This is a genomic window from Stenotrophomonas sp. MMGLT7 (assembly GCF_021168555.1).
In the GTDB taxonomy this organism is placed as follows: domain Bacteria; phylum Pseudomonadota; class Gammaproteobacteria; order Xanthomonadales; family Xanthomonadaceae; genus MMGLT7.
The window spans coordinates 367,891-380,601 of the sequence record NZ_JAJOZS010000001.1; the positions used below are offsets into that span (position 1 = coordinate 367,891).

Below are 12,711 nucleotides of genomic sequence, written 5' to 3' on the forward strand. Positions count from 1 at the left end.
CCGATCATCCGGTGACGCACAGCCATGGCGCGGAGCGCAGCCCTGCCTCCGGCTAGGCAGTCCGTACCGGAACCGAGGCAACGACCGCATTGCTCGTACTGCGCGCCGCCGCCACGCGCGGCCGGCGCCGGCCGCGCGCCGCTGTCTCAAGCCCTCAGGCGTACCAGGCCCGGATCGCCACGCGCGCACCGGGCGCCGCGACGACCTCCACGCGATCGCGGTGCGGCCCCTGCAGCGCGACCTCGCGTCCGGCGACCGTCGCCCTGCGCAGGGTTGCGCCCGCCGGCACGCGCACGCTCAGCCAGGTGCGCTGCGGCTTGCGCTCGGGCAGTTGCACCTCGCCGTCGATGCGCCCTTCCGCGGCATGGCATTGCAGGCGCAGCCCGGCCCTGCCCCACGGCGTCGGCGCGCCCTCGATCGCGACCGCCTCGCCGCTGCCCAGCCACGCACGCGGCAGCGCCCGGGCGAGGAACAGCTCCTCGTCCTGGTCGGACACCAGCATCCAGCGCAGCAGAAGCGGCACCGTCATCTGCGCCGGCATGCAGAACAAGGGCATGCCGCCGGTGATGCCGGCCACCTCGCCCGCGGTCCAGCTGCCTCGCGTATGCGCCTGGTAGCGGTGCGCATAGAGGAACAGCAGGTACTCCTCGATCCGGTCCAGCCGCAGCAGCTGCTGCGCGTAGCCGTAGGAGATGAAGCCGAGGATGTCGCGCCCCTCCGGCGTCGGCTTCCAGATGTTGGAGACGATGCCCAGCGTGGTGCCGCCGTGGCCGCGCAGGCAGTCGATCACCAGGTTGGAAAGGTCCGCAGGCAGCACGTCGGCCTGCAGCAGCTCGGCGTAGACCCGGTGCGACCACAGCTGCTCGCTCTTGCTCGGATCCTCCTGCGACATCGCCTGGCGGAAGGTCTCGGTGGTGCCGGGCAGCGGCCCCAGGTACGGCGGGTCGAAGTCGCGGCGGACGTTGGCGCGGATGCCTTCCAGCAAGCGACCGCGCAATTGCCGGGCACGTCTGCGCCACTGCGCCGCCGCGCCACTGCGCCCGCCCAGCGCCGGCCACACCGCGGCGATGTCCTCCCAGCCGCGGATCGCCAGCGCGCTGTTGGCCCAGTACGGCTTCCACCACAGCGACGGATCCGGGTACAGGCAGGCGTCGGACTCGTTCCAGCCGTGCAGCAGGCCGTGGCCGCGGTCGCCGCGCGGCAGCGCCAGGCTGGCGTCGTGCAATTCCACCAGGATCTGCGCGGTCGCCTCGATCTTGCCCAGGTGCCTGCGCAGCAGCGCGCCGTCGCCGGTATAGCGCAGGTAGCGCGCCAGCAGCGACAGGGTGAGGCCGAACTGCCCCACTTCCGGGCCGCGCATGTTGACCATGCCGTCGGCCTGCGTGTACTCGGACAGGTAGTTGTCCAGCACCGCCGCGGCCTGGGCGAAGCGGCCCCACTCCAGGTTGGCGTACAGCGCGCTGGTGAAGGTGTCCTGGAAACCGTCGTACTCGTTGCCGGAGTAGTCGCGGTCCACCGCACCGTACTTCGGGTACACCCCGCCCGGCCGCACCACCAGCTCGCGCGCGAACGCGAAGCGCGCCATGTCCGCCCAGCTGGCGTCGGGCAGGCGCAGCGCCGCGACATCGGCCAGCCGCGCCTGCCACTGCCCGGCGAAATCGAGCAGGCCGCGGTAGAAATCCTCGGCGCTGGCACTGGCGCGGCGCGGCGGGAACTCCGGATAGCTGTAGCCGTACACCGTCTTCACCGGCTGGCCGCCCTCCACCAGCACCGCGCGGTGCCAGGTCTGCACCACGAAGCGGTCGGGCGCGCCGACGTCGGCGAACACCAGCAGGTCGTACCAGCGGCCCTCGCCCGCCGGCACCACCTTGTGCACCGCCGGCAGCCAGCCGCCGAGCAGGCCTTCCTCGCGATGGGCCACCTTCTCCACGTCGGCCAGCTCCGGGAAGTACTGGATCGCCCGGTAGCTGCGGCTGCGCCCGTCCGGGTAGACCTGCATCGTGTCGTTGCCCTGCACCGTGCCGACGAAGGTCGTCCACGGCAGGCGCCCGTGGGCCAACCGCGAGGCCGGCGGCGGCGCCACGTCGCGCACCTGCGCCTCGTCCGGGTCGCCGTCGCGCAGCAGGCGGTCGGCGAGCAGGTCGGCCTCGGCCATCGCCACCTCGGACAGCGGCAGGCCGAAGTATGGCGGCGCCTCGCTGCCCCATACCGCCTCGGTGCGCTTGCCCAGCACCAGCACGCCGGCGTCGCTGGCCAGCAGCAGCTCGCCCTGCGGCGTGCGCAGGTCTTCGTAGACGGTCCACTGCTGTTGCAGGTGCGGGAATGCGCAGATCCGCGTGTGTGCGGCGAAGCCTTCCGGCGGAGCCGGACTCAGTCGTGGTGTCGATGCAACGCTGGTGCTGGAACTGGTGGCCGTGCCGGCCAATGCCGGCAAGCTGCCGGCCACGGCCGCAGCGGTGATCCCTTGCCGCAGGAATGTTCTGCGATCCATCGTCGCCGACCTCGTCAGGAGCAACCTGCATCGTGCGCAATCGCCACCGGTTGCGTCTTGTCGGCCACTGATGGCGCACATGCGGAATTGGGCACAGCGGCAGGCCGTTGAGGCCGCGATTGGATATTGACAGCCCCCTTCCTACGCGGCAGTCTTCAACCACGGAGCGTAGAAACTCCTCGAACAGCGGTACCCACCTCCGACAAACCGGTGGGTTTTTTGTGCCTGCATCCTGCAGGTGCAACCGACGCGATGCCTGCGTCGGGAGGGCGGCTAATACAACACCCTTCGGGGAAATACGCCCGCCGTCTGTTCGCGGTTTCTAACCTCCCGACATCCCGTCGCCGTTGGCGTCGGGTTCCTGTGTCCCAAGGAGGGCCATGCCATGCGCAAACCGCAATCCCGCACCGCCGCCAAGCCGCGCAAGCGCGCGCCGAAACCACAGTCGCCGGACGCGGCACCGCCCTGGGACGAATCCCCCCGCTTCTCTCTGCTGCCGCCCGAAGAAGCGGCCGCCCTCAACGCCGCCGAAGCCGCCCGCAAACCCCGCAAGCCGCACCGCCCTCGCCCACCGCAACACTGCACCGTCGGCTATGGCTACTACGCCACCAGCACTCAGCGAGTGCCCGCACTGCGTTTGCGCGGTCATTGGCTGGAAAAGTTGGGCTTCAGCATCGGCAGCAAGCTGCAGATCGCCGTGCGCGAAGGGGAACTGGTGGTCACCGTAACGCCTGAATCGGCGATTCGTGAGTAGCTGACCGACTCGAGCTAGCGGCTTATCAGCGTCACCTTTCGACCATGAGTGGACGTTGACACGCTACTAATCTCCGTCGTCTTCAAAAGAGCTTGTTCTGTTCCTGATATGACTTCGTCATACGGCCTCCTCCTGGCAGGCGACCAGGGCTATTCATGCATTTGGGCTGTCCTATGCCTTCACCAACTTCGCGGCGCTGGGATCGTAGATATAGCCGGTGATGCTGCCATCCTTGATGCGCGCGACGGCCTCGTCGATCACGAACAGCGGAACGAGGAACCACTCTTCGGGCTGCACAGGATGACCGAATCGGTCATTGATGGTGATGTTCAAACGCACGGGCGCGAACAGCCTGTGGAACAGGTTCTCCATCCGAGTGCGGTTGATGCCCGCGAGCTTGTAGGTTGCTACCACTTCGACCTTCGCCAGCAGGTAGGTGGAGTCGTGTTCGGCGTTGGCGATACGCGTCTCCACCTTGCCCCCAGTCACGCCCATCTTGTGGATGATGTCGCGGTGCTGCGCGACATAGGGATGATCGGAAAGGGAGCGCAGGACGTAGATCGTGCCGCTTTCGACATCATCGGCCTCAAGCTCGCCACCGAAGGAAAGTTGCCCGCTCTCGGGAGCGGCCAGCCGCCGCGCGGCGGGGTCGTCGTAGAACGCGCGCTGGAGCGAGCGCAGCAGCAGATTGCTTTCGGTGCCGTTGGAGAAGATGAGGCGCAGGCGTCGATCCACTTCCCTGGCCGTCGTCTTCAGCGGCTCGCCGACCTCGGCGACGTAAAGTGTGAGGCCATCGAGAACGAAAAAATCCCCGGTCTCAATCGCACGGCGGCCCGCTTCGATGGGCTGGGACTGGCGCATGCCGGTCTTGACTTCCGCCTGCACGCGCTCGAACAAAGGCCGGAAAGTCTCGAAATCCTCGCATGGCTTGCGATCCGCAACCTCCTCGGCAGCGCGCTTTTCGGCGCTGGTACGGACATGGCGCAAGACCGTGATGTCGTCCGCGCCAGCAACATCCGCCAGTTCGGCAGCCAGGTCGTCGATGTCGATGGCTTCATCTGCCGAATCGGCAACGGTAGGCGCCCCGGCAAGCAAGCTCTGATGGTCCAGCGGTTTTAGCAGGGCACGGCAGTCCGGAATCGCGCGCAAACGGTCCAGACGCACGGCGTAAAGGCGCTCGAATATGTCGCGGTCTTCCCCGTGCTGCGGCGCACGACCGTGCTTTTCGGTGAAGCGTTGGATTTCCTCGAAGCCCGCGATGACGCGCTCCTCACTGGCCGGCCGTCCGGCCTTCTTCTCAGGCGGTGCGAACTCGGCAAGCTCCGCAGCGAGTTCGTCAAGATCGGAGTTACTCATAGCGTCCCTCCGCCTTGAAGCGCATGAAGGCGGCCGCGCCTTCGGCCATGCGTCGCTCCCAGGCATCCTGGGAATCGAGTGCAGGAATACGTCCGCGCTCCTTCTTGAACTGAACGGCGCGAACGGCCATCTCCTTCGCTTCGTCCGGCGTCAGGCTCGTGCGTTTGGCCGAGATAGCCGCCGCAACCTGCTTCAAGCTGTCCTCGCTCATGGTCTTGGCGAGGATGGCATAGGCTTCCCCGAAGGGGTTGATGCGGTCGATGAGGTCGATGTCCAGCTCGCGCACATCCATCGCAAAGCGGCGCACACCGTCGATCAAGGCGGTATTGGGCGATCCGTCGCTCTCCCCTTCGATGACAAGCCGCTTGGCCTGTTGCGTCAGGTTGAGGGCGGCGATGGCGTGCTGACGCACGGCCTCCTGATCTTCGGCGTCAAGCTCGGGATACTTGTCCTTGATGATCTTGCCCATGCGAACCTGCGTCAGTTCCTCGGGCACCAACTCCTCATCGAACAGGCCGCGCTCGATGGTGGGCTTGTCCTGCACGAAGGCCGCGATGACTTCGTTCAAGTCTTCCTGACAGATTCGCGCCGCCTCCTTGCTCTTGGGCTCGGCGAGGCCTTTGATCTCGATTTGGTACGCCCCTGTCTGCTCATTGACACCGACATTGCAGCGATCCGAGTCGTAGCCACCCTCGCCGTAGTTAAAACCCGGCGTCGGGCCGCTGTCGGGGTTCTTGGGCTTGAACTCGAAGCGCGGAGCCAGCACCTGCTCCATCAGCAGGCTTGCTGCGATGGCCTTCAACGTATCGTTGACGGCCTCGGTGACGGCTTCCTCCGCCGCATCCGGCTCGGCAATCAGGTTGGTGAACCTCGCGCGGGTCTTACCCGGCGCGTCGCGGGTAGCTCGGCCGATGATTTGAACGATCTCGGTCAGGCTGGCGCGGTAGCCCACGGTCAGCGCATGTTCGCACCAAATCCAGTCGAAACCTTCCTTCGCCATGCCGAGCGCGATGATGATGTCCACATAGTTGCGATCCGTCTTCATTTCTGCCGCGCGAAGGCTTTCCTGTATCTTTCCCTGGCTGGTGGGGTCCACCAGGTCAGCAATACGCAGCACGCGGCCATCGAGGCGTTTGACTAGCTGGAAACCAGTGGCAGGGTCTGCACCTTGCCAATCGCCAAGCTCGCCGAGAATGTGCTCCACCTCCTTGATCTTGTCCTTCGTGCTTTCACGCGAATTGACGTTGGGGATGTGGATGATGGTCTTCTCGGCGGGATCGAGCACGTTGAGGATGTCATCGACGTAAGGCCCGCTATAGAAGAAGTAGCCGATGTCGAGTTGCTTGAGGTACTCGTAGCCGTTGAGCTGCTCGTAGTAGGTGTAGGTGACGGTATCGAACTTCGACTCATCCTGCGGAGCAAGCACGGCCTCGGCGTCGCCCCGGAAATAGGAGCCGGTCATGGCGACGATGTGCGTCTTGCCCCGCGCGAAGAACTGCCCGAGGTGCAAGCCGAGTTTGTTGTCCGGGTTCGCTGAAACGTGGTGGAACTCATCGACCGCGATCAGACGGTCGTCGAACGCCTCCACGCCGTAGGCATCGACTGCGAAGCGGAAGGTCGCGTGGGTGCAGACCAGCACCTTGTCGTCGCCTTCGAGGAATGCGCCCAGCGCCTTGACCTTGCCGCCGTTGTCGTTGCCCGGCGCGTTGCATAGGTTCCACTTGGGTTCGACCAGCCAGTCGGACCAGAAGCCGTACTTCGACAGCGGTTCGTCATTGAAGCTGGCCCCAATGGATTTCTCGGGCACGACGATGATGGCCTGCTTCAAGCCTTGGTTCGTGAGCTTGTCGAGTGCCACGAACATCAGCGCACGGCTCTTGCCCGATGCGGGCGGCGACTTGATGAGCAGGTATTGCTCGCCCCGCTTCTCGTAGGCCCGCTCCTGCATGGGCCGCATCCCAAGAGCATTGGCCTTGGTCGATGCGCCGTTTCGGGCGTAGGTGACGGAAACGGACGGTACGGACTTGATCTTGTCGCTCATGCTTTCTTTCCCCATGGCACTGTCTCTGATTCGGTCACGCATTTCGCCGTCAACCGACTGGTGTAGGTGTCGTCGTAGCCGCACAAGGCCAGCAAAGACAGCTCCAGGTACCACAGGCTTAACTTCCATGCATCCACGAAACAACCGTGCACTTTCTTCTTGCTAACGGGATGAACCAGAGAATTTCGGATGTCTGTGATGGCGTGCGGCGCATCCACCCACTTGGACTCTTTTCTGAAGGTGTCATTCGCCTGACGGATGTACGGCGTGGTATCCGTGATCTCGTTCGGAATACCACAGACGGTGAAAAGCATTCGCAGCCGGTCGGAAGCACGCAAGTCATCGAAACCCTTGCCAGAAATCATCTTGCGATCCACCACAAGGTAATGGTATGCCAATCGTTCCAAGGCTGATTGCGCCAGGATGATAGCCGCGTCGATGCCTGGCGAGCCGCCACTCGTGTTGGCCTGTGCATACCAGTAGACGGCCGAGCGCAGACAGTCCTTCCACTCCTCTGACTGCTGCCAGCGCTTTGCGAACAGCGGGAACATGTGTTCAGCCTGACTCGCCTTGAATGGGTTGAACCACGAATAAGGCGGGCAACTGATGCGCGGGGAAGCAAAGGTCTCCCAAGTCTTCTCGCCTACCGCATCGAGACCCACACCACATACGGGCCAGCAACGCCCTCCTTTGACGAACGAAAGAAAGTTGGCAAGGAGAAAACACTGCGCGTTGGCATCTTCGCCGGAGAATGGCTCGCCATCATTGCGCTCCATCTTCACCATATGAGTCAAAAAGCAGCCGCCTTCGCCTTCTATCCGAGCAAAAGCTTTGCGTGTCGCATGATCAGGAAGTTCCTGAAGAGAGATCTTCCACTCTTCCGATTCCAGCACCAATAAAGCGCATCCCATAGGCGCAGCAGCTTGATGCTGTCCACCACGGAAATCTAGGAAATTGAACAAATGAAAGATTGCAGCAGCCGAGGTCTTGGGCCGCATATCGCGCAACGCCACCGGCTCGGATTCAGGGTGCCAATCCAGTTCCAAGGTATCGGCATTTCCCTTCCATCTTCCCCGGAACCCATTGATATTCTGACCATTGAACGAAAATGATGCCTCTTTCCAATCGTCAAAAAATAAAGGGAGTTCCGGTCTCTCTGCCATCGAGGCTCTTGCACGAAAGAGAACGCGCGGAGCAGGTGCAAAGCGCAGCAACAGCTCAGCCTCGCCGGAAAAGTGGTCATCTCGCATGCAAACTTCCGCCCCACCTCGAAGCAGGACAACGGGATCGGAGGCGGAAGAAAAATCGTATGCCGGACGAACGGGGTTGGGGCGGCTCATGCCTTCCTCCTCGTGACCTTCTTCGCCGGGGCCATCTTCGCGGCCTCGGCCGTCATCTTGGTATAGAGGTCAAACAGCTTTTCCAGCCGCTCGGTGTCGTTCTTGAAGCGACGGCCGATGTAGATGCGCTCCAGCACTTCGTCGTTGCGCTCATGCATCGCCCGCAGGTCGGCGGGCATGTTCTCGGGGTCGTACAGGTCCGCGATGGTCGCGGGGAAGTGATGCTCCCGCGCCAGTAGGATGTCCTTAGCGCAGTGTGTCAGGTCGGCCTTCATCTTTTCGGTCAGCGTAGGGACTGGAAAGGTGTTCCAGCCGAGAGTGTTGGAATAGCGGAAATCTGTTTTCAACTTGCCGCAGACGGTGGCGATCCAGACCAGATGCAGGCGGCTGGCAATGAGCGCCATGTTCCAGAGCGGGGCGTCGTAGAGGGCGAAGGCAAGGTTGCTGACGATGCTTCCGTGCGGCAGATAGCCGACCGGCAAATACTCGCGGCTTTCAGACGAAACACTTGGAACGATGATTGCACTTTCAGTTCCTCGCTGAGAAATCCAACCAAAACGATGCGGGGTATCAGCCAGTTTTACTGTGTCGGCGCGCGGGCTTTCTATTCGCCCTGCCCGAACACTATCTATTCGTTTCCTTATGGAATCCACTTCCAATGCTTGGCTTGAATCTTCGTCATTTATCCAAAAACAGAATCTAACCAATCCCCGGATAAATTCCGCGGAGCCGTAAATCCGGCGTACGAATCGCTCTTTGATATGAGGGGCAAGATGTAGATCGTTTACATCTTGCGACGAAAGTAGCAAATTGCCGCCATCAATCGGCATGTTGCCAAACACCATTTCAGGCAGCGCCGAAATACTGCCGCGTCGCGCCTCCACAGCCACATTTTCGCCAACGGTCAGATACGGCGTAATGTTTGTCGCCTCGCGCACGGTGGTTTCGCCATCGCGGTCCAAGTCGTAAAGCCGGCGCTTCTTACTTGTGTCCGTGGAAAGGCCGGCGATGGCGACCGTCACGCCCGCGTTGTGCGCAGCGAGGTTCGTCCATTTGAAGCTGGTGTGCGCGAAGCGGATGTGGGAGCCGCGTTTGAAAATTTCCGGCCACAGGATCGGAACGATGCGGCCTTGGCAGATGGAGTTGGTGCTGACGAAAGCTGAATCCGTGGGCGTGGCTTGCGCGTAGGCGGCGGCTTTCATGAACCAGCCGCCAACATAGTCAATTTGTTTGGATGAAATGCCACAAGGATCAAACACCGAAGCCAAATCAGCCTTCTGCTCTTTGGTCTGCGTCTGGCTACCTTTGTAGGGCGGGTTGCCACAAATATAGGTCTCGCCACCTTCGTTCTCGAAGTCGATCTCAGATTGATCGAGCGGAGAGCCGAACAAGTCATCGGCCTGCATCTTCACGCCGGTTCCAGTCGGCGGGCAGATGCTCAACCAGTCCAGTCGCAGCGCGTTACCGCAAGTGATCCAGTTCTCGTTGCGCAGGGGCAAGAACTCGGCCAAGGCCAGCTTCTGCCCGCGATAGAGCACGTCGCACTGATACTCGGCGATGACCAGCGCAAGGCGGGCGATCTCCGCTGGGAAGTCGCGTAGCTCGATCCCGCGAAAGTTGGTGACTGGGATTTCTGATGCGCGATCCGGTTCACCGCGCCGCCGGTTGATCTCGGCCTCGATAGCGCGCATTTCCTTGTAGGCAATGACCAGGAAATTTCCCGAACCGCAAGCCGGATCGAAAACCCTGATCCTGGCGATGCGCTTGCGCAGGTTGAGCAAGGTGCGCGGGTTATCGCCCGCCTCTTCCAGCTTAGAACGCAGGTCGTCGAGGAATAGCGGATTCAGCACCTTCAGGATGTTGGGGACACTGGTGTAGTGCATCCCCAGCTCGCCGCGCTCCTCGTCCTCAGCGACGGCCTGAATCATTGAGCCGAAGATATCAGGGTTGATCTTGGTCCAGTCCAACGCGCCGACGTGCAACAGGTAGGACCGGGCGATCTTGCTGAATCGTGGCACTTCGTCGCCGCCAGAGAACAACTGTCCGTTGACGTAGGGGAAGTCTTCGGCCCATCGGGGAACCTTGGCGGCGGCCCGGTCCTCGCGCTTAGTATTCATGGTGCGGAACAGCGTGGCGATGACTTCGTGCGTGTTGGACGAGTCCTTGGCGCTCATCTGCGCGACTGTTTCAGTGAAGCGGCCCTTACCGACAAAGATGTCGGTGTCCTCAGCAAAGAAGCAGAAGATCAGCCGCGCCATGAGGTTGTTCATGTCGTGGCGGCGCTCCGCCGTGCCCCATTCGGGGTTGTCCTTCAGCAGTTCGACGTACAGGCGGTTCAGGCGACTGGTGGCCCGGATGTCGAAGGCGTTTTCGCTGATCTGGCGGACGGTGCTGATGCCCGCCAGCGGCAGGAAGAAGCCGAAGTGATCGGGAAAGTCTTTGAAGGCGCAGGCGACGGTCTCGCCGCTGGTCAGGTCCTCGGCCTCGAAGTCCGCGCCGTCCGTGGCGAGGATGAACTTCGCCTTGGCCTTCGTCGTCGCCGGGCTGGCCTTGAGGGCGGCCAGCGTCTGCGTCACCCGCCCTGCGTCGCAGGTCAGAATGTGGATGTTGCCGGTCTGGAGAACACCACCGAGATCGGACTTGTTCGACGCCCCCGCGCGCAGGCGCTTGATGGTCGTCGCCTTGTTGCCAAAGGCTTCGAGGAAGGCGTAGGGGAACTCTGCGGGGTCAAATGGCTGCTCCGCAAGGTCGGTGATGGCTTGTTCGATCTCTACGGCATTCATGGGCGCGCAGCCCTCCCTCGGGGCGTGGCCACCTGGCTGCTGTAGTTCTGCGGGGCGCTCATGTCTTGTCCTGCGTTTTCTCGGCTATCTGCGCGGCAATCCAGCGATCCAACTCGCTGCGACGAAACCGCCAAGTGCCGCCCAGCTTGAATCCCGGTATCTCCCCCTGCTGGGCCAGCCGGTAAACCGTCTTCTTCCCAGCCTTGAGGTAGACCGCCACTTCATCCAGCGTGAGGATTTCGCTATCAGGTTGATTCATGTCAGGCGGCTCGCTTGGCTTCGCACGGCGAAATCTTCCAAAGTTTGGCCAAGTTTACCGTCTTGCACGCCCGAAGGAACGCCACGAATCTCGCCAGCGCAGGCGAGGCGGGCCGTCTACTGTCCTCTCAAGGGGATAACAGTGCTGTGGCTGTGCAAGCCGTTGAGAGCCGGCCCAGAGCAGTCACCTCAGCCAATGGCGTCACAAGGACTGGCAGGCCAATTGCTAGCTGGAACATACGAGAGCCGGCGCATACACGACCCTGGCGCTGTTCTGAAATATGAGATGGAGGGGATCAAGACGACCGTCGCTTTGTGTCGCAAATGGATAGCCTCGCCTCAACTACCCACAGCCACCCTCAAGCCACCACATCCAACAAACTACCCACCATCTCATCCGCACGCGCCAACGCCTTGGCGTTGGCCTTGAAGTCGCTACTGGCAGCCAGGCTATCGACCAGATCGCTCACCGGGGCCGATGCATCGACCGGCTCCACCGTCACGCTGGCCGAGACGCCGCCTCCGGCCAATGTGCTGGTTGTGACGCCCTGGCGGACGGAATCGGTGACGCCCAGCCGCGCTATGTTGCCGGCAGCCACCTGCTGGCGCAGGGCGGCGGCGTTCATGCCGGAGGCCGCGATGCTTGCAATGCTCATGGGACGGCTCCTGCAGTGACGGAGGGATGGCTTCAGCGCAGCAAGCTGCGCTCTACGGTATACGCGCCAGCTGGGCGGGTCAGTAGCTGCCTACAGTCAGCCGCAACAACTGTGCACGACGTTTATCGGCCGGGTCGCGGGAAAATTCAATGCGCGCAGCTAAGCCGACGCCTGCGGACGCAAGGCGGCAGGCCCCTGCCGCAGTAATGTCCTTCGATCCATCGTCGCCGACCTTCGCGATGAGCCGCCGGCTTCGTGCACGGGTGGCGATGGCGTCCTGTCGGCCGCCACCGGCGCATGTGAGGAATCGGGCCAGCACCGGAAGCTGTGAATCAGCGACGCGCGTCGGCCATCATGCGTACTGCCAGCGCCGCCAGCACCGTGCCCATCAGCCAGCGCTGCAGCAGCGTCCACAACGGACGCGCGGCCAGGAACGCGGCGATGCCGCCCGCGAGGAAGGTGATCAGCGCATTGACCGCCACGCTGATGGCGATCTGGGTGGTACCGAGCACGATCGATTGCGCCAGCACGTTGCCCGCCCGCGGATCGATGAACTGCGGCAGCAGCGACAGGTACATCACCGCGATCTTGGGATTGAGCAGGTTGGTGGCCAGGCCCATCGCGAACAGCCGGCGCGGGCTGTCCTTGGGAAGCTCGCGCACCTGGAACGGCGAGCGTCCGCCCGGCCTGAGCGCCTGCCAGGCCAGGTACAGCAGGTAGGCCGCGCCGCCGATGCGCAGCGCGTCGTAGGCATAGGGCACGGCCATGACCAGCGCGGTGATGCCGAGCGCCGCGCAGACCATGTAGAACACGAAGCCCGCCGCGACGCCGGCCAGCGAGATGAACCCGGCCATCCGTCCCTGGCACAGCGTGCGCGAGATCAGATAGACCATGTTCGGGCCGGGCGTCAGCACCATGCCGAGGGCGATGGCAGCGAAGGCCAGCCAGTTCGATAGTTCGGGCATTGTCGTTTTCCTGTTGCGTGGCCTCCCCCGCCGGAGACACTAATCCATGCCCGGATCTTGCGCCAGC

Annotated in this window: 9 protein-coding genes; 1 reads left to right on the plus strand and 8 read right to left on the minus strand. The window is 62.9% G+C overall.

The features are described from left to right. Nucleotides 1-154: 154 nt before the first annotated feature. The gene (locus tag LRX76_RS01735; protein ID WP_231801206.1) at nucleotides 155-2,491 is read right to left on the minus strand and encodes a Tat pathway signal protein; all 2,337 of its coding nucleotides are present in this window, start codon (nucleotides 2,489-2,491) and stop codon (nucleotides 155-157) included. Nucleotides 2,492-2,876: 385 nt separating this feature from the next. On the opposite strand from LRX76_RS01735, the gene LRX76_RS01740 reads away from it, so the two are divergent. Beyond that, on the plus strand, nucleotides 2,877-3,245 hold the full coding sequence (locus tag LRX76_RS01740) for a SymE family type I addiction module toxin (protein WP_231801208.1): 369 nt from the start codon (nucleotides 2,877-2,879) through the stop codon (nucleotides 3,243-3,245). A 171-nt stretch (nucleotides 3,246-3,416) separates the two neighbouring features. On the opposite strand, the gene LRX76_RS01745 is transcribed toward LRX76_RS01740, so the two are convergent. From LRX76_RS01745 to LRX76_RS01775, 7 genes are all read right to left on the minus strand, one after another. Further along, a complete protein-coding gene (locus LRX76_RS01745; protein WP_231801210.1) occupies nucleotides 3,417-4,601 on the minus strand; it encodes a GIY-YIG nuclease family protein in 1,185 nt (394 codons plus the stop codon). Further along, a complete protein-coding gene (locus tag LRX76_RS01750; protein WP_231801212.1) occupies nucleotides 4,594-6,642 on the minus strand; it encodes a DEAD/DEAH box helicase in 2,049 nt (682 codons plus the stop codon). Before LRX76_RS01750 ends, LRX76_RS01745 begins: the two co-directional genes overlap by 8 nt. After that, a complete protein-coding gene (locus LRX76_RS01755; protein WP_231801214.1) occupies nucleotides 6,639-7,982 on the minus strand; it encodes a hypothetical protein in 1,344 nt (447 codons plus the stop codon). Before LRX76_RS01755 ends, LRX76_RS01750 begins: the two co-directional genes overlap by 4 nt. After that, nucleotides 7,979-10,765 (minus strand): DNA methyltransferase, encoded by a 2,787-nt coding sequence (locus LRX76_RS01760; protein WP_231801216.1) that lies wholly within the window; start codon nucleotides 10,763-10,765, stop codon nucleotides 7,979-7,981. The genes LRX76_RS01755 and LRX76_RS01760 overlap by 4 nt, the downstream gene beginning before the upstream one ends. A 58-nt stretch (nucleotides 10,766-10,823) precedes the next feature. Continuing rightward, a complete protein-coding gene (locus LRX76_RS01765) occupies nucleotides 10,824-11,024 on the minus strand; it encodes a helix-turn-helix domain-containing protein (RefSeq protein ID WP_010378957.1) in 201 nt (66 codons plus the stop codon). A gap of 358 nt (nucleotides 11,025-11,382) precedes the next feature. Further along, complete coding sequence (locus tag LRX76_RS01770; protein ID WP_231801217.1) at nucleotides 11,383-11,679, minus strand: hypothetical protein; 297 nt, start codon at nucleotides 11,677-11,679, stop codon at nucleotides 11,383-11,385. 332 nt (nucleotides 11,680-12,011) lie between these two features. After that, nucleotides 12,012-12,644: a LysE family translocator gene (locus LRX76_RS01775; RefSeq protein WP_231801218.1), complete on the minus strand. Its 633-nt coding sequence runs from the start codon at nucleotides 12,642-12,644 to the stop codon at nucleotides 12,012-12,014. Between the last annotated feature and the right edge of the window lie 67 nt (nucleotides 12,645-12,711).